At 63.4% G+C, this 23,512-nt stretch carries 23 protein-coding genes and 1 tRNA gene; 10 read left to right on the plus strand and 14 right to left on the minus strand.

What is annotated here, in order from left to right; translation table 11 throughout:
* Window positions 1-8 precede the first annotated feature (8 nt).
* The 5 genes from AB7M33_RS14270 to AB7M33_RS14290 all read right to left on the minus strand — a co-directional run bounded on the left by AB7M33_RS14270 (window position 9) and on the right by AB7M33_RS14290 (window position 4,018).
* Window positions 9-82: transfer RNA gene (locus tag AB7M33_RS14270), tRNA-Gly, on the minus strand.
* 124 nt (window positions 83-206) lie between these two features.
* Entirely contained in the window at window positions 207-1,091 is an 885-nt protein-coding gene (locus AB7M33_RS14275) for an alpha/beta fold hydrolase (protein ID WP_454243011.1), read from the minus strand.
* Window positions 1,092-1,587: 496 nt separating this feature from the next.
* Window positions 1,588-2,280, minus strand: a complete 693-nt coding sequence (locus tag AB7M33_RS14280; protein WP_454243012.1) for a pseudouridine synthase — start codon at window positions 2,278-2,280, stop codon at window positions 1,588-1,590.
* Window positions 2,281-2,313: 33 nt separating this feature from the next.
* Complete coding sequence (locus tag AB7M33_RS14285; RefSeq protein WP_027594127.1) at window positions 2,314-2,535, minus strand: cysteine-rich CWC family protein; 222 nt, start codon at window positions 2,533-2,535, stop codon at window positions 2,314-2,316.
* Window positions 2,528-4,018: a sensor domain-containing diguanylate cyclase gene (locus tag AB7M33_RS14290; RefSeq protein WP_027594128.1), complete on the minus strand. Its 1,491-nt coding sequence runs from the start codon at window positions 4,016-4,018 to the stop codon at window positions 2,528-2,530. The genes AB7M33_RS14285 and AB7M33_RS14290 overlap by 8 nt, the downstream gene beginning before the upstream one ends.
* Before the next feature lie 212 nt (window positions 4,019-4,230).
* On the opposite strand from AB7M33_RS14290, the gene AB7M33_RS14295 reads away from it, so the two are divergent.
* Complete coding sequence (locus AB7M33_RS14295) at window positions 4,231-4,671, plus strand: hypothetical protein (protein ID WP_275746999.1); 441 nt, start codon at window positions 4,231-4,233, stop codon at window positions 4,669-4,671.
* A 137-nt stretch (window positions 4,672-4,808) separates the two neighbouring features.
* Here the strand turns inward: AB7M33_RS14295 and AB7M33_RS14300 are convergent, their stop codons facing one another.
* Entirely contained in the window at window positions 4,809-5,915 is a 1,107-nt protein-coding gene (locus AB7M33_RS14300; RefSeq protein ID WP_265968403.1) for an enoyl-CoA hydratase/isomerase family protein, read from the minus strand.
* A gap of 126 nt (window positions 5,916-6,041) precedes the next feature.
* Here AB7M33_RS14300 and ung point away from each other — a divergent pair, with 126 nt between their 5' ends.
* Window positions 6,042-6,734 (plus strand): uracil-DNA glycosylase, encoded by a 693-nt coding sequence (gene ung, locus AB7M33_RS14305; RefSeq protein ID WP_265968402.1) that lies wholly within the window; start codon window positions 6,042-6,044, stop codon window positions 6,732-6,734.
* A 36-nt stretch (window positions 6,735-6,770) separates the two neighbouring features.
* Here the strand turns inward: ung and AB7M33_RS14310 are convergent, their stop codons facing one another.
* The 5 genes from AB7M33_RS14310 to AB7M33_RS14330 form a co-directional block, all read right to left on the minus strand.
* Window positions 6,771-7,802: an AbrB family transcriptional regulator gene (locus tag AB7M33_RS14310; protein ID WP_099430300.1), complete on the minus strand. Its 1,032-nt coding sequence runs from the start codon at window positions 7,800-7,802 to the stop codon at window positions 6,771-6,773.
* Window positions 7,795-9,309, minus strand: a complete 1,515-nt coding sequence (locus AB7M33_RS14315; protein WP_027594133.1) for a tripartite tricarboxylate transporter permease — start codon at window positions 9,307-9,309, stop codon at window positions 7,795-7,797. Before AB7M33_RS14315 ends, AB7M33_RS14310 begins: the two co-directional genes overlap by 8 nt.
* A 3-nt stretch (window positions 9,310-9,312) precedes the next feature.
* Window positions 9,313-9,771 (minus strand): tripartite tricarboxylate transporter TctB family protein, encoded by a 459-nt coding sequence (locus AB7M33_RS14320; RefSeq protein WP_027594134.1) that lies wholly within the window; start codon window positions 9,769-9,771, stop codon window positions 9,313-9,315.
* Window positions 9,772-9,910: 139 nt separating this feature from the next.
* Window positions 9,911-10,891: a Bug family tripartite tricarboxylate transporter substrate binding protein gene (locus AB7M33_RS14325; RefSeq protein WP_027594135.1), complete on the minus strand. Its 981-nt coding sequence runs from the start codon at window positions 10,889-10,891 to the stop codon at window positions 9,911-9,913.
* Between the two features lie 32 nt (window positions 10,892-10,923).
* Window positions 10,924-12,213, minus strand: a complete 1,290-nt coding sequence (locus tag AB7M33_RS14330; protein ID WP_027594136.1) for an OprD family porin — start codon at window positions 12,211-12,213, stop codon at window positions 10,924-10,926.
* 200 nt (window positions 12,214-12,413) lie between these two features.
* Between AB7M33_RS14330 and AB7M33_RS14335 the strand changes: the two genes are divergently transcribed.
* The gene (locus AB7M33_RS14335) at window positions 12,414-13,085 is read left to right on the plus strand and encodes a response regulator (RefSeq protein ID WP_027594137.1); all 672 of its coding nucleotides are present in this window, start codon (window positions 12,414-12,416) and stop codon (window positions 13,083-13,085) included.
* Entirely contained in the window at window positions 13,078-14,457 is a 1,380-nt protein-coding gene (locus tag AB7M33_RS14340; RefSeq protein WP_099430298.1) for a sensor histidine kinase, read from the plus strand. Before AB7M33_RS14335 ends, AB7M33_RS14340 begins: the two co-directional genes overlap by 8 nt.
* Window positions 14,458-14,622: 165 nt before the next feature.
* Here AB7M33_RS14340 and AB7M33_RS14345 read toward each other — a convergent pair whose 3' ends face one another.
* Both AB7M33_RS14345 and ygfZ read right to left on the minus strand, forming a co-directional pair.
* The gene (locus AB7M33_RS14345) at window positions 14,623-15,429 is read right to left on the minus strand and encodes an HDOD domain-containing protein (protein ID WP_454243013.1); all 807 of its coding nucleotides are present in this window, start codon (window positions 15,427-15,429) and stop codon (window positions 14,623-14,625) included.
* Window positions 15,430-15,484: 55 nt separating this feature from the next.
* Complete coding sequence (gene ygfZ / locus AB7M33_RS14350; RefSeq protein WP_454243014.1) at window positions 15,485-16,426, minus strand: CAF17-like 4Fe-4S cluster assembly/insertion protein YgfZ; 942 nt, start codon at window positions 16,424-16,426, stop codon at window positions 15,485-15,487.
* A 133-nt stretch (window positions 16,427-16,559) separates the two neighbouring features.
* Here ygfZ and AB7M33_RS14355 point away from each other — a divergent pair, with 133 nt between their 5' ends.
* On the plus strand, window positions 16,560-16,814 hold the full coding sequence (locus tag AB7M33_RS14355; protein WP_027594141.1) for an FAD assembly factor SdhE: 255 nt from the start codon (window positions 16,560-16,562) through the stop codon (window positions 16,812-16,814).
* Window positions 16,798-17,256 carry a protein YgfX gene (locus AB7M33_RS14360; RefSeq protein WP_081717487.1) on the plus strand — a complete coding sequence of 153 codons (459 nt, stop codon included), beginning with the start codon at window positions 16,798-16,800 and terminating at the stop codon, window positions 17,254-17,256. The genes AB7M33_RS14355 and AB7M33_RS14360 overlap by 17 nt, the downstream gene beginning before the upstream one ends.
* A 221-nt stretch (window positions 17,257-17,477) precedes the next feature.
* Here AB7M33_RS14360 and nadB read toward each other — a convergent pair whose 3' ends face one another.
* Window positions 17,478-19,082, minus strand: coding sequence for an L-aspartate oxidase (gene nadB, locus AB7M33_RS14365; protein ID WP_454243015.1), 1,605 nt, complete (start codon window positions 19,080-19,082; stop codon window positions 17,478-17,480).
* 433 nt (window positions 19,083-19,515) lie between these two features.
* Between nadB and rpoE the strand changes: the two genes are divergently transcribed.
* From rpoE to AB7M33_RS14385, 4 genes are all read left to right on the plus strand, one after another.
* On the plus strand, window positions 19,516-20,097 hold the full coding sequence (gene rpoE / locus AB7M33_RS14370) for an RNA polymerase sigma factor RpoE (RefSeq protein ID WP_003252049.1): 582 nt from the start codon (window positions 19,516-19,518) through the stop codon (window positions 20,095-20,097).
* 31 nt (window positions 20,098-20,128) lie between these two features.
* Entirely contained in the window at window positions 20,129-20,725 is a 597-nt protein-coding gene (locus tag AB7M33_RS14375; protein WP_099430294.1) for a sigma-E factor negative regulatory protein, read from the plus strand.
* An 8-nt stretch (window positions 20,726-20,733) separates the two neighbouring features.
* Complete coding sequence (locus tag AB7M33_RS14380; RefSeq protein WP_265968397.1) at window positions 20,734-21,699, plus strand: MucB/RseB C-terminal domain-containing protein; 966 nt, start codon at window positions 20,734-20,736, stop codon at window positions 21,697-21,699.
* 209 nt (window positions 21,700-21,908) lie between these two features.
* Complete coding sequence (locus AB7M33_RS14385; RefSeq protein WP_408981382.1) at window positions 21,909-23,315, plus strand: DegQ family serine endoprotease; 1,407 nt, start codon at window positions 21,909-21,911, stop codon at window positions 23,313-23,315.
* Window positions 23,316-23,512: the final 197 nt, after the last annotated feature.

A 23,512-nucleotide genomic window follows, 5' to 3' on the forward strand; every position in this document is an offset into this window, starting at 1 on the left:
ATGCGAGGTGGAGCGGGTAGAGGGAATCGAACCCTCAACTAAAGCTTGGGAAGCTTTCGTTTTGCCACTAAACTATACCCGCGTCTGCGTTCGACTTTTTACCAGAACCCTCATCGAATTAGAAGCCCAAGTTATAAAAAGGGTTATAAAAAAGCTTGTCGGCGACCCATAGCCTGCGGGTAAAGGGCTACAGGACGCCGAGGCGCTCAGATGGCCAGTGCATGCTGCCCCTGTACGTGCTGGTAGCGTTGACGTGGCTCACGCACGGTCGGCTTGAGGAAGCCGAGCAGCGCACTGCGGGTGTCTTCGCAGGCCGTCTTGGTCTCCATGTCGAGGAAGTGCCCAGCATCGCGAATCACGCTGAAGTGGCTCTTGCCCACATGGCGACCAAACTCGCGCGCATCTTCAGCCGTGGTGTACTCATCGCGGTCGCCGTTGATGAACAGCACCGGGATATCGATGTTGCGCGCACCACTCAATGCCCGTTCCAAGTCATGTTGCAGCACTTCGTTGATGTGGAAGTGCATCTGCGCGTACTCGTGGCTGTCCAAGCTGCTCACGTGGCGATAGTTGAAGCGCTTGAACAGCGACGGCAGGTGCTTGCCGATGGTGTCGTTGACCAGGTTGCCGACCTGGTAGCGATCACAGGCGGCCAGGTACTGGCAGCCACGGTCCAGGTAGTCGCGCATCGGTTCGTTGATCACCGGCGAGAACGAGCTGACCACGGCCTTCTTCACTCGCCGCGGCTGGTGCGCCAGCGCCAGCAGCGTGCTCGCACCGCCCCACGAAAACGACATCACGTGATCGGCCTGGAAGTGCTCGATCAGCTCAAGGAGGATATGCGCTTCGGTCTCCTTGGTGATCAGCCGTTCCTGGCGGTTGTGCGGTTTGGACTTGCCGGCGTACGGCTGGTCGAACAGCACGACGTTGAATTGTGGGTGCAGGTTCCGCACTGTCTGGGCGAACGAGGCCGTGGTGGCCAGCGAACCGTTGATCAAAATGATCGTCTTCTCGGCTGCATCCGCGCGATGGAACTCCGTGTAAACCCGATACTGACCTTGGATATCAAGTACAGCGATTTCTGGCCTCATGTCATCGACTCCTGGCGCAAAAAGGGTATTCGCGTCACCTAGGGTGCACGTTCTTTATGACAGGTAGGCATTTGCCTTGAAGAGTAACCGGGGGCCCTGTGTCGATCCTTGGCACACATGTCGACGGTATTGTTTTTGGCGGGCAATTTGCCGTGCCCCAAGGCATCTAGGCCTTGGGTGGCCGGCAAAAAGGTGTCTTCGACTGCGGGCGTGACTCATGAGTCACATGCAGACTGACGATTTGGATTCAAGCAGTGGGCTGGGGATCCTGCAAGTGCCGTTCGGGGAAAAATGTGACTTGGGCCGCCGGGCGGTCGTGTGACACTGCCAGTGTTGCCTTTTCTGGCCTCTTCGCGGGCAAGCCCGCTCCCACAGGTACTGCACAAGCCTCCAACGCTGTGGAGTCCTGTGGGGGCCACAGGTACTGCACAGGCTTCCAGCACTGTGGAGATCCTGTGGGAGCGGGCTTGCCCGCGAAGAGGCCGGTGCAAACAACCTAGACCGAGGCGATTTCCTCAGTCGTCAACGCCCTGAATGCCCCCGGTGCCAACGCCGGATCCAGGCGAATCGCGCCCATGCTCTCGCGGTGCAGCCCCACCACCTTGTTGTCGAAATGGCCAAACATGCGTTTGACCTGGTGATACCGCCCCTCGACGATTGCCAACCGGGCCTGGCGGGGGCCAAGGATGTCGAGTTGGGCGGGCAGGGTGGTAAGGTTTTCGAAGGCGAAATACAGGCCTTCGTGGAACTTGGCAGCATAATGCTCGCCAATCTCGTCCTCGGTCTCTACCAGGTAATGCTTCGGCAGTTTGGTCGTTGGCTGGGTCAGGCGACGCGACCATTGGCCGTCGTTGGTCAGGATCAGCAGGCCGGTGGTGTTGAAGTCCAGGCGCCCGGCAATGTGCAGGTCGTCGCGCAGTTCAGCGGGCAGCAACTCGAGCACCGTGCGGTGTTGTGGGTCCTGGGTGGCGCTGACGCACCCGGTCGGCTTGTTGAGCATCAGGTAGCGCGCCGGCCGCCCGGCCTGCAGCAGTTGCTCATCCACCTCGACGCGGCTGAACTCACGCACGTCCGTCAACGGGTCGACCGCCACTTGGCCATCGACCCGCACGCGGCGCTGCACCAGCAGCAGGCGAACGTGCTGGCGGTTGTAGCAGGGCAGGTTGGCAAGAAAACGATCGAGGCGCATGGGGAACAGGGCTGAAGTCGAAGGCCGCGCAGTCTAGCGCTTTGTGCCGGGCGGCGCTGCCTGCAGTTGCGCTTCGACCGCTGCGCAGCGCGGGCACAGGCAGGCCTTGTCACGCAACTCGGCGGGCAGGGCCTGGAGCACGGCGGGGTCGATGGTCACGCTGTAGCACCAACAGGCCTGCGTGGCGCTGCGGGGGTCGGCCAGGCTGCACTGGTTGAGGGCGCCGCAGGCGGGGCAGTGCTGGCTGTCATTCATGGTCAGGTCCGGAAACTTCACTGCAGACGCGGTTGCGGCCGGCCTGCTTGGCACGATAGAGCGCACGGTCGGCGCGGGTCAGCAGGGCATGCAAGGTGTCGCCCGGTTGCAGGCTGCTCAGGCCGATGCTGGTGGTCAGGCGCAACGGTCGGTCGTCGTAGCTGAAGGTCAGCTGTTCGGTGCGGCGGCGGATTTTTTCCGCCACTTCCACCGCTTGCCGGCCTTCTGCCTCTCGCAGCAGCACGATGAATTCCTCACCGCCCCAGCGGCAGAGTATATCCGACTGGCGCAGGCTGCCCTGCAGCACATTGGCGAACTGGCGCAGCACTTCGTCGCCGGCCAGGTGGCCATGGGTGTCATTGAGCACCTTGAAGTGGTCAAGGTCGATCAATAGGGCCACCAGCGGGCCGCTGTCGCGCTGGGCCTCATGCAGGGCCTGGGCGGCCAGCAGGTCGAAGCTGCGCCGGTTGGGCAGGCCGGTGAGGCTGTCGAGGGTGGCCAGCGCCTCGGTGCTGGCCTGGTGGCGCTTGACCATCGCATGCACCAGTAACAGCACCACCAGGGTGATCATCGCGCAGATTGCCAGGTTCAGGTACAGCGAGTGGCGGATGCGGTCCAGGGTACCGGTTTCGCGCTTGTCGACCAGCAGGTACCAGTCCAGCTCGGGCAGGTGCCGCACATTGAGAAAGTGGCTGTGGTTGTCGCTGTCGCGGTATTCGTGGCTGCCTTCGCCAGGTACCGGTTGCTGTGCCAGCAGGTCGCTCAGCTCGGGGTTGTCGCTAAGCGGCTGGCCGACGCGCAAGCCGTGGGGGCCACCTTCGGAGCCGGTCAGCAGGACCTTGCCCTTGGCATCGGTGAACAGCACCGAGCGTTGGTAGCGGCGCTGGTACTCGTCGATCAGCTTGACCACCGACGACACACTCAAGCCCACCCCGGCCGCGCCGATGAAGCGGTGTTGGTAGTCCAGCACCTGGTAGTTGATGAACACTGTCAGGCTGTCCTGGTTGGCCATGTCCAGGTCGACGTTGATCTCATAGGGTGCCTTGAGGTCGCGCAGGCGAAAGTACCAGGCATCGCGCCAGCTGCCGGGCTTGATCTGCTTGAGTACGCCCTTGGCCTGGTAGTAGGTGAGGCTGCGGTCGGAGACGAAGAACGAGGTGAAGATGTCCTGCTTGCCCATGATCTCGCCCAGGTAGCGGGTGATGCGCTGGGTGTCCTGCTCACCGGACAATACCCAGTCCCGCAAGAAGGTGTCCTGGGCCATCATCGAGGCGATCAGCACAGGGCGGATCAGGTCTTTCTGGATTTCCGAATAGACCGTGTCGGAGGTCAGTGGCAGTTCAGTGTTGACGATGCCATCGCGAATGGCACTGCGTGAGGCGAAGTAGCTGAGCAGGGAAGTGGCGAGAAAGCCGCTGGCCAGCAGCATCAGCAGGGTGACGATCAGCGAACGCTGCGAAAACAGAGCGGAACGTGCAGGCATGATCTTCCCGTGATGTGTGCCAAGGCGGTCATTCTAGTGAGATGACCGGTAAATGACTGCAAGTTTTTCAGGGTTATCGCACCTGTTTCAAATTATTGCAAAAATGGCACTGCACCTCGGTATGGCGGTCTTATTCAGTGTCGATGAACGCGTTTTGCATCGACGCTCGCCAGCGCCGCTGTTCGGGCACTCCAGCGGTCCAGGAGGCCGCCATGTCCTATCGAATGCTGTTGATCGCCCTGTTGGGTCTGATGACGTCTGCCTGCGCCCCTTACTACGGCGGCGGGGGCTACTACCGATCGGATTACTACGCCACCGACCGTTATGTGTCACCGGGGTATTACCGATACGACCGCTACTATGTAACGCCGCAGCCGCGTTACTACTACCAGCCCGCACCTCGTTATTACCGCCCGGCGCCGGTGCCGCAGTACAGGCCCCACCCGCAGCCAGGCATGAACCAGTGGCATGGCAACCCGCGGTATGACTACGGCAATCGCCAGCGCTATGACTATGGGCGTGACCGTGACCGCCATGACTATCGCGATGGCAGCCAGCGGTATCAGAATGATCGTTGGCATTCCAATGGGCGAGGGGACCGTGACCGCAGGCCAGATGGCGGCCGGGGGCAGGGCCGCAACTGGCAGCGGTGATGAATTGGGGCCGCTGTGCGGCCCAATCGCCGGCAAGCCGACTCCCACCCGTACTGTATAGCCTCCAAGGCTAGCGCCGCACCTGTGGGAGCCGGCTTGCCGGCGATTGGGGTGCGCAGCGGCCCGGTTGCAGATAATCAATCCAAATCCGCCAGTGGATGGCGCCCCTCCCAGACCTTGGTAAAATGCGCCTCGACCACCGCCGCTGGCACCTGCGCCACATCCGGCCAGTGCCAGCGCGGCTGATTGTCTTTGTCCAGCAGGCGCGCGCGCACCCCTTCGCTGAATTCCGGATGACGGCAGCAATTCAGGCTCATGCCGAACTCCATCTGGAATACCTGCGCCAATGACAGGTGCCGGGCCCGGCGGATCTGTTCCCACACCAAGTGCGCGGTCAACGGGCACCCCTCATGCAGGCGTTCACCCGCTTCGGCCAGCAGAGGGTCGTTGTGATGTTTCAGGCGTTGCAGCGCATGCCATGCGCCGGCGGGGTCGGCGACATCCAGCAGCTCATCGATCACTTGGCGGCGGGGCAGCCATTGCGCCTCGGGTAGCTCCTCGCAGGCACGATGCTGCTCGGCCTTGAGCAGGCTGTTGAGCTGCAACTCGGTCTGCTCCTGCCAGTTCAGTTGCAACAACTCTTCGATCAACTCCTCCTGCTGGTGCTCGCCGAAGAAACGATCGGCGAGACCCAGGTCGAGGGCATCGCGGGCATTGATCGGGGCGCCGGTCAGCCCGAGGAACAGCCCCAGCTTGCCCGGCAGACGGGCGAGGAACCAGCTGGCGCCGACGTCGGGGTAGAGGCCGATGCTGATCTCTGGCATCGCCAGCCGGCTGCTGGGCGTGACGATGCGCACATTGGCGCCTTGCAGCAGCCCCATGCCGCCACCCAGCACATGCCCGTGCCCCCAGCACAGCAGCGGCTTGGGGTAGGTGTGCAGCAGGTAATCGAGGCGATACTCGGCAGCGAAGAAGGTGGCGGCCAGCGGCGGCACGCTGCCGGGGTGATCGCGGCAAGCCTGGGCCAGCGCCCTGACGTCGCCCCCGGCACAGAACGCCTTGGCGCCATTGCCCCGCAGCAGCACGCAGACCACGCCAGGGTCGCGGGCCCAGGCGTGCAACTGCTCGCCGAGCACTTCGATCATCCTCAGGTTCAGCGCATTGAGCGCCTTGGGTGCATCCAGGGTGGCGATGCCGATGCAGGCGCCATCGGCACCGGTGAGTACCTCGCAATGAATAGACATGGACTACCTCTCGCAGGTCATCGCACAAGTATGGCCTGCCTGCGGGATCATGCCGGTCGTCGGTCGGATCGTTTGACAAGCGGAGGAGGCTTACCTAGTGTCGCGCCATTGTTTACGGATGGCCCCATGACTGACGACGATCGCATCAAACTCGAACCCAGCTGGAAAGCCGCATTGCGCGACGAATTCGACCAGCCCTACATGCATCAGCTGCGCGAATTCCTGCGCCAGGAGCACGCGGCCGGCAAAGAGATCTACCCCCCGGGCCCGCTGATCTTCAATGCCCTTAACTCGACGCCGTTGCAGCAGGTCAAGGTGGTGATCCTCGGCCAGGACCCGTATCACGGCCCAGGCCAGGCCCATGGCCTGTGCTTCTCGGTGCAGCCGGGCATTGCCACGCCGCCGTCGCTGGTCAATATCTACAAAGAGCTGCAGCGCGACCTGAACATTCCGATCGCCAGCCACGGCTACCTGCAGAGCTGGGCCGAGCAAGGCGTGCTGCTGCTCAATACGACCATGACCGTGGAACGCGCCAACGCGGCTTCACATGCCAAGAAGGGCTGGGAGTTCTTTACCGACCGGGTCATCCAGGTAGTCAGCGAGCAGTGCCCGAACGTGGTGTTTCTGCTGTGGGGCGCGCATGCCCAGGGCAAGCAGAAGCTGATCGATGGCACCAAGCACCTGGTGCTGAAGTCGGTGCATCCGTCGCCCTTGTCGGCGTATCGGGGCTTCCTCGGTTGCGGGCACTTCAGCCGCGCCAATGGCTTCCTCGAACAGCGTGGGTTGGCACCGATCAACTGGGCCTTGCCGCCGCTTTGATGGCATGAAACACCGCGAAGCAGGCGACGCGGTGTTTCAGGCTTTTTCTGCGTTCCAGAGCCGGAACAGCGGCTCTGCCAAAAACAACACGAACAACAACCGCATCACTTGCAGCGCTGTCACCAACGGCACCGACAGCTGCAGGGTTTCCGCCGTCAGGCTCATCTCCGCAATCCCGCCGGGCATCATCCCCAGGGTCAGCGAACGCAGGTCTAGCGCCGTCATCACGCTCAACCCCCACGCTGCGCTGCCGGCAATCAACATGCACAGCGCCGTGGCCAGCAGCGTACGGCCCAGAAACGAAGGTGCGCGGCGGAAAAACGCGCGGTTGAAGTGGCAGGCCAGGCCGCTGCCAATCAGCCACTGGCCGATTTGACTCGCGCCATCAGGCAGGCCGATCTGCAGGTTGCCCGCCAGGCTAACCGTCGCCGCCACCAGCAGCGGCCCGAACAGCCAGGGGTTGGGCTGGCGCAACCGTTGCCAGATGAAGCCCGCGGCAATACCCAGCGGGGCGATCAACGCTAGCCAGCCCCAGCTCACAGTGCCGGCATGATTGAGCGGTACACCGTCACCCATCAAGAACTTGAACAGCGCCGGCACGCACAGCACCACTGCCAACACACGCAGGCTTTGCGCCGCCGCCACCTGGCTGAGCACCGCGCCATTGCGCGCGCCCAGGTTGACCATCTCTCCCGAACCGCCCGGCATGCTGGCGAAGAAGGCGGTTGCGCGGTCTTCGCCGGTACGTCGCAGCAACCACACACTGATCACGCTCGACAGAGTGGTGAACAGCGCGCCAAAGAAGATCAGCAGAAAGTGGCTGCCCACCTGTTCGATCACGGCGGGGGTGAAGTGCAGGCCGATGCCCAGGCCGATGATGCATTGCCCGCATTTGCGCCCATTGGGGATTTCCGACAGCTGCCAGGGGGTCAGGCAGCGCACCAGGATGATCGCCAACAACGCGCCGACCATCCAGGGCAAAGGCCAGCCGACCGTGCTGGCGAGATACCCACCAGCAAGGCCGACCAGCCCGGTAGCCCAATACAGGGGCAACGACCGATCAGGCATCAGCCATGGCCCGGCGCTGCAGGCTGCGCTTGCGCCAGATACGCAGCAGCGGCAGGCACAGCATGCACACCACCAGGACCCACACGCCCATGCTGATTGGGCTGGACCAGAGGATGCCCAGCTCACCGTTGGAGATCGACAGCGCACGGCGCAGGTTCTGCTCCATCAGCCCGCCGAGGATGAAGCCGAGCAGGATCGGCGACAGCGGGAAGTCCAGCTTGCGCAGGATGTAGCCCATGATGCCAATGCCGACCATCAGGAACAGGTCGAAGGTGGTGGCGTGCACGGCATACACGCCGATCCCGGTGATGATTGCGATCACCGGCACCAGCGCCCAGTTCGGCACGGCGAGGATGCGGGTGAAGATGCGGATCATCGGGATGTTGAGGATCACCAGCATGATGTTGGCGATGAACAACGAGGCGATCAGGCCCCAGACGATGTCTGGCTGCTGTTCGAACAACAGCGGGCCGGGGGTGATGTTGTACAGGGTCAGTGCGCCGATCATCACCGCGGTGGTGCCCGAACCTGGCACGCCGAGGGTCAGCATGGGGACCAAGGCGCCGCAGCAGGAGGCGCCGATAGCGGTTTCTGGCGCGGCCAGGCCACGGGCATCACCCTTGCCGAACTTGCCGCTTTCGCCAGCGATACGCTTCTCGGTCATGTAGGCCACGGCACTGGCCAGGGTCGCGCCGGCACCTGGCAGCACGCCCATGATGAAGCCGAGCAGGCCGCAGCGGATGTTCACTGCGAACACCGAAGCTGCTTCCTTGACGTTGAACAGCATGCGCCCAGTGGCCTTGACCGCCTGGTGGCCATGGTGGGTCTTTTCCAGCAGCAGGAGGATTTCGCTGATCGAGAACAGCCCCAGCACCAGCACCACGAACTGGATGCCGTCGGCCAGGTGCACGCTGTCACCGGTGAAGCGGTAGACGCCGCTGTTGGCGTCGATGCCGACCGCCGACAGGAACAGGCCGATCAGCGCAGCGATGAAGGTCTTCAACGGTTTGTCGCCGGCCATGCCGCCCAAGGCGACAATGGCGAACACCATCAGCACGAAGTATTCCGCCGGGCCGAAGGCGATCGCCCATTTCGCCAGCAGCGGGGCGAACAGCACCATGCCGCAGGTGGCGATGAAGGCGCCGATGAACGAACTCCAGGCAGACAGCGACAGGGCAACGCCTGCCAGGCCCTGGCGGGCCATCGGGTAGCCGTCGAGGGTGGTCATCACGGTCGAAGCTTCGCCCGGGATGTTCAGCAGGATCGAACTGATGCGCCCGCCGTATTCGCAGCCCAGGTACACCGCAGCCAGCAGAATCAGCGCCGACTCAGGCGGCAGGCCCAAGGCAAAGGCGATGGGGATCAGCAGGGCCACGCCGTTGATCGGGCCCAGGCCCGGCAGCAGGCCGACCACGGTGCCGATCAGGGTGCCACTGAGGGCGGTGACCAGGTTGTACGGGCTCAGGGCGACGCCGAAGCCCTGGCCCAGGTAGCTCAAGGTATCCATGTGTCAGTTCTCCAGTACGCTCAGCAGGCCAAGGGGCAGGGGCACGTCCATCACGCGGTCGAACAGCCAGTAGAGGAACAGGCTCATGCCGACCACGACGATGGCGCTGTGCAGCCAGCGGCCGCCGTACAGCCGGGCCATGGGCAGGCCGACCAGGATGGCGCTGAGGATGAAACCCAGAGGTTCGAAGGTGGCAGCGAAGACGATCAGCAGGCCGACACAGGCGGCGATCTTGATCAGGGTTTCGCGGTCCAGTTCTGGCTCGTCGTCTTTGCGCACGATGGGCGTTGGGCGGATGGCCAGGTAAAGCAGGCCCAGGCCCATCAGGCCGAGCATCAGCAGCGGATAGGCCCGCGGGCCAACCGGTTCGTAGGAAAACGCAGCCTGGTACGGCCAGGCCATCACGGCCAGGGCGGCGCATACCGCCAGCAGGACCAGGGCGAAGAGGCGTTGCAGGATCATCGGGGAATCCTCGTTGGACGCGGACTCTGTGGGAGCGGGCTTGCCCCGCGAACACCGGCAAAGCCGGTGCCATGCACCGAGGTGCCAGCTTCGCGGGGCAAGCCCGCTCCCACAGGGATCTGTTCAGGTAGTCGGCGAGTTACTGAATCAGGCCGAATTCCCTGGCCAGTGCCTTGTAGTCAGCCACCTGCTTCTTCACATAGCCGTCCAGCTCTTCGCCGGTCATGGCGAACGGGAACAGCTCGCGCTGGTCACGCAGCTTGGCGAAGTCTTCCGAGGCCAGCATCTTGTCGAACGAGGCCTTCCACCAGGCGTAGTCCTCGTCGCTCACCTTCGGCCCCAGGTAGAAGCCGCGTACCACCGGCCAGACGATGTCGTAGCCCTGCTCCTTGGCGGTAGGGATGTCTTTCATCTCTGGCTCGTCCAGGCGGTTTTCGGAGAACACCGCGAGGATGCGCATGTTGCCGCTCTGAATGTGCGGCATGGAGTCGGAGATGTCGGTGGAGCCGACCTGGATGTGTCCGCCCAGCAATGCAGTGGCAATTTCACCGCCGCCTTCCAGGGCCACGTAACGCAGGTCACGCGGGTTGATGCCGGCGGCCTTGGCGATCAGCGCGGTTTGCATCCAGTCCTGGCTGCCGACCGTGCCACCGGAGCCGATCACGACCTTGCTCGGGTCTTTTTTCAGGGCGGCGACCAGGTCGTCGAGGGTTTTGTAGGGCGAATCGCTCTTCACGGCGATGGCACCGTAGCTGGTGCCGACCGCGGCCAACCACTTGACCGCGTTCTCGTCGAAGCGGCCGAACTTGCCTTGGGCCAGGTTCAGCAGCGAGCCACTGGACCACGCCACCAGAGTGCCGGCATCCCCTGGGCGCTGGGCCACCACGGCGTTGTAGGCCACCGCGCCGACGCCGCCGGGCATGTAGGTGACACGCATGGGCTTGCTGAGGATTTTCTCCTGCACCAGGGCGCTCTGCACCAGTTTGCAGGTCAGGTCGAAGCCACCGCCGGGCGAGGCAGGGGCGATGCATTCAGGGCGTTTCGGTTCGGCAGCGAGGGCGTTGCCGGCCAGCAGCAGGCAACCGGTAGCGAGGACGAGGCGGCGCAGTGAAAAGGTCATCGTCAATCTCCGTGAGCGTTGTTGTTATTGGGTTACCACAGGGCCACGCTGTAGCTCACCAGCAGCCGCACTTCGTCGGCGTCGCGGGCAAAATTCGAGCGGAAGGTGGCGTTGCGCAAGCGCACGGCGACGTTTTTCAACGGGCCGCTTTGTACCACGTACTTGAACTCGGTGTTGCGTTCCCACTCCTTGCCCTCGCTGCCATCGGCGCGGCTGACGTTGTCGCCGCTGATGTAACGGGTCATGAAGGTCAGGCCGGGGATGCCCAGGGCCGCGAAGTTGTAGTCGTAGCGCATCTGCCAGGAGTGTTCGTCGGCACCGGCGAAGTCGTTGATCTGCACGAAGTTGACCAGGTACGGGTCGGCGCCATCGATGTAGGGGAAGGCGCTGTCGCCGGACAGGTGCTGGTAGGCGGCACTGACCTTGTGCCCGCCCAGGGCGTAGCTGAGCATGCCGTTGACGGTGGTGTTGTCGATGTTGCCGGCCTTGGCGGCGCCGGCATCGTCACTCACGGCAAGGCGCAGGTCAGCGCCCAAGGTGCCCGGCCCCCACGGCTGGGTGGCGACCATGCCGAGGAAGTGCTGGCGGTAGATGTCGTCGAGTTGGGCGAAGTGGTAGCTGCCGGTGATGCGATCGGTGAACTGGTAGTCCAGGCCCGCGAGGTCGAGGTTGTCGGCGGTGAAGGTGCCACCGAAGCGGCCGTTCTTGTTGTTGAGGGCCAGGTCTTCCCAGTTGGTGTCGTTGCGGTCCTTGGCCTTTTCCAGGCGCCCGCCGGTGAAGGTCAGGTGGCTGATTTCTTTCGAGGTGAGCAGGCCGCCTTCGAAGGTTTGCGGCAGGATGCGCCCGTCGTTGGGCTGCAGGGTCGGCAGCTCGGGGATCAGCGTGCCGATCTTCAATTCGGTCTTGGAGACTTTGACCTTGCCGGTCAGGCCGAGCTTGGAGTATTCGTCGGCGGCCTTGCCGTCGTCATGGGTCGGCAGCAGGCCGGTGTCGGTGCGGTCGGGGCTGGAGTCGAGCTTGATGCCCAGCATGCCCAGCGCATCCAGGCCAAAGCCCACGGTGCCGTCGGTGTAGCCAGACTCGAAGTTGAGCATGAAACCCTGGGCCCATTCGTCGCGCTTGGATTGCTGCGCGCTGGTGCCGTCGCGAAAGTCGCGGTTGAAGTACATGTTGCGGGTTTCGAAGGTCGCCGTGCTGTCTTCGAAGAAGGCGGCCTGGCTCATGGGCGCGACACCGGCGAGCGCAAGGGCGCTGGCGATGGCAGAAGGGCGTGCGGCAAAGGAACGGGTAGGCACGAATGCCTGCGGCTGCGATGACAGCATCGTCGATGACTCCGTTTATTGTTCTTATTCGTTGCACCTTGCTGGTGCTTTTTTCGGCGCGTGGGGCGACCGTGGTGCGATGCTAGGTAACGAACCTTTCGCTAACCTTTCAGCGTGAAAGGTTTGTCAGAAGGGGCTTCACAGGCCGGTCGACAGCGGTACACTCCGCGCCACCGCCCCACCCGAGCAGGGAGAATCCGATGCGTGTGCTGCTGGTCGAAGACCACCTGCAACTGGCCGAAAGCGTGGCCCAGGCCTTGAAAAGTCACGGCCTGACCGTGGATGTACTGCATGACGGCGTGGCTGCCGACCTGGCCCTGGCCAGTGAGGAATATGCCGTTGCCGTGCTCGATGTCGGCTTGCCGCGCATGGATGGCTTCGAAGTGCTGGCGCGTTTGCGTGGCCGCGGCAAAACCCTGCCGGTGCTGATGCTGACCGCGCGCAGTGACGTCAAGGACCGGGTCCACGGGCTGAACCTGGGGGCTGACGATTACCTGGCCAAGCCGTTCGAACTGACTGAGCTGGAAGCCCGGGTCAAGGCCTTGCTGCGCCGCAGCGTGCTAGGTGGCGAACGCCAGCAGCGTTGCGGGCCGTTGGTGTACGACCTGGATACCCGGCGCTTCAGCCTGGGCGAGGACAACCTGACCCTGACCTCGCGTGAACAGAGCGTGCTTGAAGCGCTGATCGCCCGCCCGGGCCGGGTGATGAGCAAGGAGCAACTGGCCGCCCAGGTGTTTGGCCTGGACGAAGAAGCCAGCCCCGACGCCATCGAAATCTACATCCACCGCCTGCGCAAGAAGCTCGACGGCCACCCGGTGGCGATTGTCACCTTCCGTGGCCTGGGGTATCTGCTCGAGCATCGCGATGCGTGACAACGGCAGCTTGCGCGGGCGGCTGCTGGGCAACCTGGCACTGTTGCTGGTGGTGTTGATGCTGGCCAGCGGCCTGAGCGCCTACTGGAACGGCCGTGAAGCCGCCGACACGGCGTACGACCGGACTTTGCTGGCCTCGGCACGGACCATCGCCGCGGGCTTGTCGCAACGCGACGGCTCGTTGAGCGCGGACGTGCCCTATGTGGCCCTGGATACCTTCGCCTACGACAGTGCCGGGCGTATCTACTACCAGGTGCTGGACATCAAGCAGCGCTTGATTTCGGGCTACGAGAACCTGCCAGCGCCGCCGCCTGGCACGCCGCGCACCGACGACTACCCGGCGCTGGCGCGGTTCTACAACGCGACGTACCTCGGCCAGGACGTGCGCGTGGTCAGCCTGCTCAAGCCGGTCAGCGAGCCGAACATGAACGGCATGGCGGAAATTCGCGTGGCCGAGACCGAAGAAGCGCGGGTGCGCATGGCGCGCGGGCTGATGGCCGATACCCTGCTGCGCCTTGGAATGCTGGCACTGGGCGCTTTGGTGATGGTGTGGTTTGCGGTCAGTGCCGCGCTACGCCCGCTGGAGCGCCTGCGCACCGCCGTGGAAGAGCGCCAACCCGATGACCTGCGGGCTTTGCCGGTGGTGCAGGTGCAGCGCGAACTGGGCCCACTGGTGCGGGCCTTGAACCACTTTACCGAGCGCTTGCGCGGGCAGTTCGAGCGCCAAGCCCAGTTCATCGCCGACGCCGCCCACGAGTTGCGCACGCCCTTGGCGGCGCTCAAGGCGCGGGTCGAGTTGGGCTTGCGTTCATCCGAGCCGCAGGAGTGGCGGCAGACGTTGGAATCAGCCGCTCAAGGCACCGACCGCTTGACCCACCTGGCCAATCAGCTGTTGTCATTGGCACGGGTCGAGAATGGCGCCCGGGCAATCGCCGAAGGTGGCGCGCAGCGCCTGGACCTCAGCCAGTTGGCCCGCGAACTGGGCATGGCCATGGCGCCCTTGGCGCATAACCGTGGCGTGGCATTGGCCCTGGAGGCCGAGGCGCCCGTGTGGCTCAAGGGTGAGCCGACCTTGCTCAACGAACTGCTGAGCAACCTGGTGGATAACGCCTTGGCGCATACCCCGGCCGGTGGCAACGTGATTTTGCGGGTGCTGGCGCCGGCGGTGCTGGAGGTCGAGGATGACGGCCCGGGTATTCCCGAGGAGGAGCGCGAACGGGTGTTCGAGCGCTTCTACCGCCGCAGTGCCCAAGGCAGTGGGCTGGGGTTGGCGATTGTCGGCGAGATCTGCCGCGCGCACCTGGCGCAGATCAGCCTGCACGATGGCGAGAAGGGCGGCTTGCGGGTGCGGGTGAGTTTCATCGCTGACTAGGGTTTCATTTCCATTGGCCCGTCGGCACTGTAGGAGCAGCCTTGTGCTGCGAAAGGGCCAGTGACTGCAGCGAAGATTTGCTGTGCTGTTACCGGCCTCTTCGCAGCACAAGGCTGCTCCTACCTGAATCGCGCAGGAGGGTAGGTGTAGCGGGCTTTTGGCGGCCTAGCGCAACAAGCTCCGCGCCTCGAGCAGCTCTACGACTTCCAGTTCGGTGCCGAACGGCAGCCCCAGGTGTCGGTACGCCGGCAACGCGGCCAGTGGCCGGCTACGCCCACGTTGGCTGATGCAGCGGGCGATCTGCACGACGTCGATATAGTCGACCTTGTCAGTCTGCCGGTCGAGGTCCTGAACCTGGCTCGGCAAGTTGACCAATTGCTCGGGAAACTCCCACGCCTTGAGGATCTTGTCACCCAGCACGGGCTGGATCTGCTCGATCACGTAGTGCAGGCAGACCGGGTCGGACAGCAGCTCGTTATGTTCTTCGGCGTAAATCAGCACCGGCAGGGCACCGATCTGGTTGACCAGCCCACCGAGGGTCGCCTGGTCGGGTTTGAGGTGGGTGAAGCGGCGGCAGATTTCGTAGCTGATGCCTGCCACTTCCAGGCTGTTGACCCAGATATCGCGCAGTTTTTGCTCAACAGCCGGCGAGCGGGCATGAAAGATCTGTTCGATCACCAGGCCGATGGCCAGGTTGCAGCTGTAGTTGATGCCTAGGCGAGTGATTGCGGTATGCAGGTCGGTGACCTCGACCGCAGCGCGCAACAGTGGGCTGTTGACGACTTTGATCAGGCGCGCCGAGAGGGCCGCGTCGCGACCGATCACCTTGCTCAGGGCCGACACGCTGATCTCGCTATCCTCGGCGGCCTCGCGGATGCTCAAGGCAACCTCGGGCAGGGTCGGCAGGACCAGGTCATCCTTTTCGATGGCATCGAGCAACTGTGCTTGAACCATCTCGGCCAGCTTGTTCATGGACTTCTCTACCGCAGTGGTGGTGCGGCCCCGTCACGCGGACGGGGCAGGCTGGTCAGCGCTGGATTTCCCGGTCGCGGTCCAGTTCGTAGGGCAGGCTCAGCACGTGCAGACGTGGCCCTTCCAGGCTGCCCAGGTGCAGGTTGTCATCGGCCACCGCATCGGCGCTGAGCACCGCGAGCAACTCGCAACCGGTACCGGTATTGGCCGCTATCACCACTTCACCGACCGACGAGCCATGGGTGGGCGAGAAAATCTCGGCACCTGGCGCGGGGATGTCCTGTTGATCGAGCGCCAGGCGATACTGACGGCGCTTGAGCTTGCCCAGGTACTGCATGCGGGCAACGATTTCCTGGCCGGTGTAGCAGCCCTTCTTGAAGCTGACGCCATCCACGGCCTGCAGGTTGATCATCTGCGGGATGAACAGCTCGCGGGTAGGGCCCATGACCTGGCCAATACCTGCGCGGATCTGGCCCAACAGCCAGTCGTTGAGGCTGCCTTCAGGCAGGCTGGCGGCGAGTGCCGCGCCTACGTGGGCGGCCTGCTCGGCAGGTACCCACAGCTCGACACGGCCTGCGGACACGGCGATGGCGATCAGGCCCTCGTGGCGCACGGTGGCGCCCGCTTCGACCGGCGGCGTCAAGCCCAAGGCTTGCAGTGCCGCCTCGCCGCCCTGCAGGCCAAAGCGCGCCCAGGCGGCGCTCTCGTCGCTGAGGGTGGCCTTGGAGAACACGGCGTACTTCTTGAGGTCGGCCAATTGGGCATCGAGCAGCTCACTGGCCATGGCCAGCAGGTAGCCGTTGCCTTCGGGCACGATACGGAAACTCGACTGCATGCGCCCTTTGACCATGCAGCGGGCACCGAGGCTGGCATGTTCCTGGCTGAGGTAGTTGATGTTGCAGGTCAGCTGGCCCTGCAGGAACTTGCCTGCGTCGGAGCCGCGGACGGCGAGGATGCCCTCGTGGGACAGGGGGCTGAAGAAAGCGGAATCGGCCATGGGTCATCGCGGTGGCTAAAGACTGGCGGCCATCATAGAACGCCAGTAACAAAATAGGTAGGTGACTAGACCAACGCCCTGTGCCGCTTCGCTCGCCTGGCTGTATACTGGCGGGCCATTCGAGGAGGGCCCCATGGTCGAACAAACTGAACTCAACCGGCTTTTCTGGCACAGCCGCCGCGGCATGCTGGAACTGGACGTACTGTTGGTGCCTTTTACCCAGGAAGTCTACGCCACCCTCAACGAAGCCGACCGCGAACTCTATGTACGCCTGTTGAGCTGCGAAGATCAGGACATGTTCGGCTGGTTCATGGAGCGCACCGAGTCTGAAGACCCGGAGCTGCAGCGCATGGTCCGCATCATCCTGGACCGTGTCCAGCCCAAGTGAGTTTTTCGAAAGCCGTTGGCAAGGCTCGCGCCTGCTGCTGACGGCCTACCTGAGTTGCCAGGTGCTGGCGCTGTTCACCGTGTGGGTGAGCGCGTTGCCCTGGTGGCTGTCCCTGGCGGCCACTGCCGCGTCTGTCGCCCACGCCTGCTGGGCCATCCCCCGACGCATTTTGCTCACGCATCCGCATGCGGTTACCGGGCTGCGCCGAGACCTGCTTGGTTGGCGGGTATTCAGCCGCGCCCAGGGTTGGCAGCCGGTGCGTTTGTGCCGGGACAGCGTTGCGTTGCCGGGGATGGTGGTCGTGCGGTTTGTGCGGGAGGGGCGTTGGCTGGGGGAGGGGCAGTGCGTTCCCAGGGATGCCCTCGGGGCTGATGAGCATCGGCGGTTGCGGGTAAGGTTGAAGTTCAGCCGGCGCAGGTGGGCTGAGGTATCTCGGGTATAGGTCAGAACCGGGTGGGCTTCTTCGCGGGTAAACCCGCTCCCACAGGTACCGCGCCCGGCTCGAGGCCTACGCCGTCCCTGTGGGAGCGGGTTTACCCGCGAAGAAGACAGCGCCGATTCAGGCCGGGCTGAGGATGGTGTCTCCCGCAGGTACCGCGCCCGGCTCGAGGCCTACACCGTCCCTGTGGGAGCGGGTTTACCCGCGAAGAAGACAGCGCCGATTCAGGCCGGCCTGAGGATGGTGTCTTTAGCCTCGTCCAGCATCCCCGGATAATCCAGCGTGTAATGCAACCCGCGGCTTTCCTTGCGCTGCATCGCCGAACGAATCATCAGTTCCGCCACCTGAGCGAGGTTGCGCAGCTCGATCAGGTCGCGGCTGACCTTGTAGTTGCTGTAGAACTCGTCGATTTCGTCGAGCAGCAGGCGGATGCGGTGTTCGGCGCGCTGCAAGCGCTTGCTGGTGCGCACGATGCCGACATAGTCCCACATGAAGCGCCGCAGCTCGTCCCAGTTGTGCGCGATGATCACATCCTCGTCCGAGTCCGTTACCTGGCTGGCATCCCAGCCGGGCAGGGCTTTGGGCATGTCGACCTGTTCCAGGTGCGCCTGGATGTCGGCGGCAGCGGCGCGGCCATAGACGAAGCATTCGAGCAGCGAGTTGCTGGCCATGCGGTTGGCGCCATGCAGGCCGGTAAAGCTGGTCTCACCGATGGCATACAGCCCGGGCACGTCGGTATGCCCGCGGTCGTCCACCACTACACCGCCGCAGGTGTAGTGGGCTGCGGGAACTACCGGGATCGGCTGGCGGGTGATGTCGATGCCGAAGGCCAGGCAGCGTTCGTAAACGGTGGGGAAGTGGCCTTTGATGAAATCGGCCGGCTTGTGGGTGATGTCCAGGTACACGCAGTCCACACCCAGGCGCTTCATCTCGTGGTCGATGGCGCGGGCCACGATGTCACGCGGGGCCAGTTCTTCGCGGGGGTCGAAGCGCGGCATGAAGCGCTCGCCGTTGGGCAGGCGCAACAGGGCGCCTTCACCGCGCAGGGCCTCGGTAATCAGGAAGCTCTTGGCTTGGGGGTGGTACAGGCAGGTCGGGTGGAACTGGTTGAACTCAAGGTTGGCCACCCGGCAGCCCGCGCGCCAGGCCATGGCGATACCGTCGCCGCAGGCACCGTCCGGGTTACTGGTATACAGGTAGACCTTGGCCGCGCCACCGGTGGCGAGCACGGTGAAGCGCGCCCCGTAGGTGTCCACTTCGCCGCTATTGCGGTTTAGCACGTAGGCACCCAGGCAGCGCTCGCCGGGCAGGCCCAGGCGGCGCTCGGTGATCAGGTCGACCGCCACGCGCTGCTCCAGCAGCTGGATGTTCGGGCGTAGGCGGGCCTGGGCCAGCAAGGTGGTGAAGATCGCGGCGCCTGTGGCATCGGCGGCGTGGATGATGCGCCGGTGGCTGTGGCCACCTTCGCGGGTCAGGTGGAACTCGAAGCCCCCATCGTCGACCCCGTGCTGTTCATCCCGGGTAAAGGGCACGCCTTGCTCGATCAACCACTGGATGGCTTCGCGGCTGTGCTCGACGGTGAAGCGCACGGCATCTTCATGGCACAGGCCGCCGCCGGCATTGAGGGTGTCCTCGACATGCGACTGTACAGTGTCGGTGTCGTCCAGCACGGCGGCAACACCGCCCTGGGCCCAATAGGTCGAGCCATTGGCCAGGTCGCCTTTGCTGAGCACGGCGATACGCAGGTGGCTGGGGAGGTTCAGTGCCAGGCTGAGACCGGCGGCGCCGCTGCCGATCACCAGGACATCATGTTGGAATTGTTGGCTCATGTCGGGACACTAGTAATCTACGGAAGGGGCACGGCACAATAGTCACGCGCCGATGGCATTGTGAAACTATCGTTAAACCAGGCCGGGTTGCCTTTATAGCAGCCCCGGGTGGCCAATTTCCATGCCACTTGCCAGGAAGCAGCGACCTTGTGGGAACTTTCCGACAGCTACGGAAATCCTATGAAGGCTGCCCGCACGCCACAAATGTCGCGGCGACGCACGGCGGCAGCTCTATTCGGGCTGACACCTGCGTATTCGAAACCTGATTATTGACGTTGCCGGCCGTGACCGCGCCGCGTCTTCCGTGCGAGCCGACCAAGGGCTGCAGGAAACTTGCTTGGAGGGGAGAACTTTTGCGCAAAGCCCGAGTCTATGTTTGCAAGCCTGAACGATGGCTGTTGCAACGCTCCTTCGAGTCTACCGAGGAGTGTTCATGCTAACCCAGGAAGAGGATCAGCAGCTTGTCGAGCGCGTGCAGCGCGGTGACAGGCGAGCTTTCGATCTGTTGGTGCTGAAGTATCAGCACAAGATTCTCGGGTTGATCGTGCGGTTCGTTCACGACACCCACGAGGCCCAGGATGTAGCACAGGAAGCCTTTATCAAGGCCTACCGTGCGCTTGGCAATTTTCGCGGAGACAGTGCGTTTTATACCTGGCTGTACCGCATCGCCATCAACACGGCGAAGAACTACCTGGTGTCCCGTGGAAGACGGCCACCAGACAGTGATGTGAGCTCCGAGGATGCGGAGTTTTACGACGGCGATCATGGTCTCAAGGATCTCGAGTCCCCAGAGCGCTCGTTGTTGCGGGATGAAATCGAAGGCACGGTCCATCGCACCATCCAGCAACTGCCCGAGGACCTGCGCACGGCATTGACCCTGCGCGAGTTCGACGGATTGAGTTATGAAGACATTGCCAGTGTCATGCAATGTCCGGTGGGTACCGTGCGCTCTCGAATCTTCCGCGCTCGGGAGGCCATAGATAAAGCCCTGCAGCCGTTGTTGCAGGAAACCTGAGACAGCGGCTACAGCCAAGAGAGGAACCGCCATGAGTCGTGAAGCGTTGCAGGAATCGCTGTCCGCGGTAATGGATAACGAAGCGGACGAACTGGAATTACGTCGGGTACTGAGTGCCGTCGACGATGCCGAAACCCGTGCCACCTGGTCGCGTTACCAGGTCGCTCGCGCAGCGATGCACAAGGAACTGCTGCTGCCCAACCTCGATATCGCCTCGGCGGTGTCGGCAGCGTTGGCTGACGAAGCGGTACCGGCCAAGGTCAATAAAGGCCCATGGCGCAGCGTCGCTCGCCTGGCAGTCGCTGCCTCGGTGACGGTTGCCGTGCTGGCGGGTGTGCGCATGTACAACCAGGACGAAATCACCGGTGCAGAGCTTGCCTCCCAGCAACCTGCGCAGCAGGGGCTGAGCGTGCCACAAACTCAAGGCCCGGCGGTATTGGCAGGCTATAGTGAAAGCAGTGAGCAACCGACCGGGCCGATGGCCAACGGTGTGCTGCAGAACCAGGCCGGCTGGGATCAGCGTCTGCCAGGCTACCTGCGCCAGCACGCCCAGGAATCTGCGCTCAAGGGCAGCGAAACCGCGTTGCCGTATGCCCGCGCCGCCAGCCTGGATAACCCCGCTAAGTAAGGAGGATCATGCGCGCGCTACCTCTCCTGTCGCTGCTGATAGGCAGCTGCATGACGGTGCCAGCGTTGGCGGCCAACTCTTCGCCCGAGGCGAATGAGTGGCTGAACAAGCTGGCACAGGCCGAGCAAAAGCAAAGCTACCAAGGCTCTTTCGTCTACGAGCGTAACGGCAGCTTTTCTTCCCACGATATCTGGCACAGGGTTGAGGACGGCAAGGTCAGCGAGCGGCTGCTGCAGCTCGATGGCACTGCCCAGGAAATCGTGCGCGTGGATGGCAAGGTTGCGTGCGTCAGTGGTGCCTTGGTTAACGGCGTTACGACGCCGCCCGATGCGGCGCCGCGTGCGCTGGACCCCCTCAAGTTGATGGGCTGGTACGATCTGGCTGTGGCGGGCAAGTCACGTGTCGCCGGGCGCGATGCGGTGATCGTCACCCTCACACCGCGCGACCAGCACCGTTATGCGTTCGAGTTGCACCTTGACCGCAGCACCGGCTTGCCGCTGCGCTCGTTGATGCTCAACGACAAGGGGCAATTGCTTGAGCGCTTCCAGATGACCCGCCTCGATACCGATGACCTGCCTACCGCGGATGACTTGCGCCCCAGTGCCGCTTGCAAACCGGTGGAGCGGGGCACCAGTACCGGCCAGGAAACCGTCGCCGGCTGGCGCTCGGACTGGCTGCCGCCGGGTTTTGAGCTGGTCAACAGCTCGGTGCGCCGCGACCCGTCCCGCAACAGCACGGTCAGCAGCCTGATGTATGACGATGGCCTGGCGCGCGTTTCGGTATTCCTCGAGCCAGTCAACGACAACTCAGGCACCGACACACGCGTGCAACTCGGCCCAACCGTGGCGGTATCGCGCCGTCTGAACACGCCGAAGGGCAAGGTCCTGGTTACTGTGGTAGGTGAAATACCCCTGGGTACTGCAGAGCGCATTGCGCTGTCGATGCGGCCTCAGGATGCCCAGGCGCGGCAATGATGGCGTGCGCTTTTCAGGTGGTTTCCGGCGTGAGAGACATGCTCCTGAAATGAAATTAAAGCATTGTCATTTGCAATCTTTCCGTAAATTTTCTATAGGTCAGGCTTCTTGGAGCCTGGCCTTTCCTGCTTGTGCAGGGGCCTTACGCTAACCACGCTCGTTGTGACGGGAGCCGTATGTCTATACCACGCTTGAAATCCTACCTATCGATGTTCGCCGCCGTGCTCATGCTCGGCCAGGTGCTCACCGCCCAGGCCGAGGAAGCCCTGCCAGACTTCACCACGTTGGTCGAGCAAGCCTCGCCGGCCGTGGTCAACATCAGTACCAAGCAGAAGCTGCCGGACCGCCGCATCGCCGCAGGGCAGATGCCGGACCTCGAAGGCCTGCCGCCGATGTTCCGCGAATTCTTCGAGCGCAACATGCCGCAACAGCCCCGCTCACCGCGCGGCGATCGTCAGCGTGAAGCCCAGTCGCTGGGTTCGGGTTTCATCATTTCCAGCGATGGCTACGTACTGACCAACAACCATGTGGTGGCCGACGCCGACGAGATCATCGTCCGCCTGTCGGACCGCAGCGAGCTGCAAGCCAAGCTGGTCGGCACCGACCCACGCACCGACGTCGCGCTGCTCAAGGTCGAAGGCAAGAACCTGCCGACCGTCAAGCTGGGCGACTCCGAGAAGCTCAAAGTGGGTGAGTGGGTGCTGGCCATCGGTTCGCCGTTCGGTTTCGACCACTCGGTGACCAAAGGTATCGTCAGTGCCAAGGGCCGTACCCTGCCTAACGACACCTACGTGCCGTTCATCCAGACTGACGTTGCCATCAACCCGGGTAACTCCGGCGGCCCGCTGTTCAACATGCAGGGCGAGGTCGTGGGTATCAACTCGCAGATCTTCACCCGCTCGGGCGGCTTCATGGGCCTGTCCTTCGCGATCCCGATCGATGTGGCGATCGACGTATCCAATCAGCTGAAAAAAGACGGCAAGGTCAGCCGTGGCTGGCTGGGCGTGGTGATTCAGGAGGTCAACAAGGACCTGGCTGAGTCCTTTGGCCTGGACAAACCGGCCGGTGCCCTGGTGGCCCAGGTGCTGGAAGATGGCCCAGCCGCCAAAGGTGGCCTGCAGGTGGGTGACGTGATCCTGAGCATGAACGGCCAGCCGATCGTCATGTCGGCCGACTTGCCGCACCTGGTCGGCAGCCTCAAGGACGGCGACAAGGCCAAGCTCGAGATCATCCGCAACGGCAAGCGCCAGAACCTGGACGTCAGCGTCGGTGCGCTGCCGGACGATGACGCTGACATCGGTACGGGTACCGGTGCAGATGGCAGTGCCGAGCGCAGCAGCAACCGTCTGGGTGTTTCGGTCGCTGATCTCAGCGCCGAGCAGAAGAAAGCCCTCGAACTCAAGGGTGGCGTGGTCATCAAGGAAGTCCAGGATGGCCCGGCCGCATTGATCGGTCTGCGTCCAGGTGACGTCATCAGCCACCTGAACAACCAGGCCATTGGCTCGGCGAAGGAATTCACCGAGATCGCCAAGGGCCTGCCGAAGAACCGCTCGGTGTCCATGCGCGTGCTGCGCCAGGGGCGTGCGAGCTTTATCACCTTCAAGCTGGCTGAATAAGCGGGTCTTCAGGTAGGAAAAGGGGCAGCGTTGGCTGCCCTTTTTCGTGGAATCTACGGAGAAATGGGTTGGTCCGATCGCCGGCAAGCCGGCTCCCACAGGTGGGGTGGAGGTTTCAGGTAAGGCGCTGCGGCGTTACGAAGCGGCTTGCCAGCGACACTGTCGGCACAGACAGCCGATCAGGAATCTCCCATATC

It is taken from the genome of Pseudomonas sp. Y3 TE3536, from assembly GCF_053629175.1.

Coding starts and splice junctions, on each gene's coding strand:
- AB7M33_RS14275 (WP_454243011.1), bottom strand. CDS start 1,091: ATGAGGCCAGAAATCGCTGTACTTGATATCCAAGGTCAGTATCGGGTT.
- AB7M33_RS14280 (WP_454243012.1), bottom strand. CDS start 2,280: ATGCGCCTCGATCGTTTTCTTGCCAACCTGCCCTGCTACAACCGCCAG.
- AB7M33_RS14285 (WP_027594127.1), bottom strand. CDS start 2,535: ATGAATGACAGCCAGCACTGCCCCGCCTGCGGCGCCCTCAACCAGTGC.
- AB7M33_RS14290 (WP_027594128.1), bottom strand. CDS start 4,018: ATGCCTGCACGTTCCGCTCTGTTTTCGCAGCGTTCGCTGATCGTCACC.
- AB7M33_RS14295 (WP_275746999.1), top strand. CDS start 4,231: ATGTCCTATCGAATGCTGTTGATCGCCCTGTTGGGTCTGATGACGTCT.
- AB7M33_RS14300 (WP_265968403.1), bottom strand. CDS start 5,915: ATGTCTATTCATTGCGAGGTACTCACCGGTGCCGATGGCGCCTGCATC.
- ung (WP_265968402.1), top strand. CDS start 6,042: ATGACTGACGACGATCGCATCAAACTCGAACCCAGCTGGAAAGCCGCA.
- AB7M33_RS14310 (WP_099430300.1), bottom strand. CDS start 7,802: ATGCCTGATCGGTCGTTGCCCCTGTATTGGGCTACCGGGCTGGTCGGC.
- AB7M33_RS14315 (WP_027594133.1), bottom strand. CDS start 9,309: ATGGATACCTTGAGCTACCTGGGCCAGGGCTTCGGCGTCGCCCTGAGC.
- AB7M33_RS14320 (WP_027594134.1), bottom strand. CDS start 9,771: ATGATCCTGCAACGCCTCTTCGCCCTGGTCCTGCTGGCGGTATGCGCC.
- AB7M33_RS14325 (WP_027594135.1), bottom strand. CDS start 10,891: ATGACCTTTTCACTGCGCCGCCTCGTCCTCGCTACCGGTTGCCTGCTG.
- AB7M33_RS14330 (WP_027594136.1), bottom strand. CDS start 12,213: ATGCTGTCATCGCAGCCGCAGGCATTCGTGCCTACCCGTTCCTTTGCC.
- AB7M33_RS14335 (WP_027594137.1), top strand. CDS start 12,414: ATGCGTGTGCTGCTGGTCGAAGACCACCTGCAACTGGCCGAAAGCGTG.
- AB7M33_RS14340 (WP_099430298.1), top strand. CDS start 13,078: ATGCGTGACAACGGCAGCTTGCGCGGGCGGCTGCTGGGCAACCTGGCA.
- AB7M33_RS14345 (WP_454243013.1), bottom strand. CDS start 15,429: ATGAACAAGCTGGCCGAGATGGTTCAAGCACAGTTGCTCGATGCCATC.
- ygfZ (WP_454243014.1), bottom strand. CDS start 16,426: ATGGCCGATTCCGCTTTCTTCAGCCCCCTGTCCCACGAGGGCATCCTC.
- AB7M33_RS14355 (WP_027594141.1), top strand. CDS start 16,560: ATGGTCGAACAAACTGAACTCAACCGGCTTTTCTGGCACAGCCGCCGC.
- nadB (WP_454243015.1), bottom strand. CDS start 19,082: ATGAGCCAACAATTCCAACATGATGTCCTGGTGATCGGCAGCGGCGCC.
- rpoE (WP_003252049.1), top strand. CDS start 19,516: ATGCTAACCCAGGAAGAGGATCAGCAGCTTGTCGAGCGCGTGCAGCGC.
- AB7M33_RS14375 (WP_099430294.1), top strand. CDS start 20,129: ATGAGTCGTGAAGCGTTGCAGGAATCGCTGTCCGCGGTAATGGATAAC.
- AB7M33_RS14380 (WP_265968397.1), top strand. CDS start 20,734: ATGCGCGCGCTACCTCTCCTGTCGCTGCTGATAGGCAGCTGCATGACG.
- AB7M33_RS14385 (WP_408981382.1), top strand. CDS start 21,909: ATGTTCGCCGCCGTGCTCATGCTCGGCCAGGTGCTCACCGCCCAGGCC.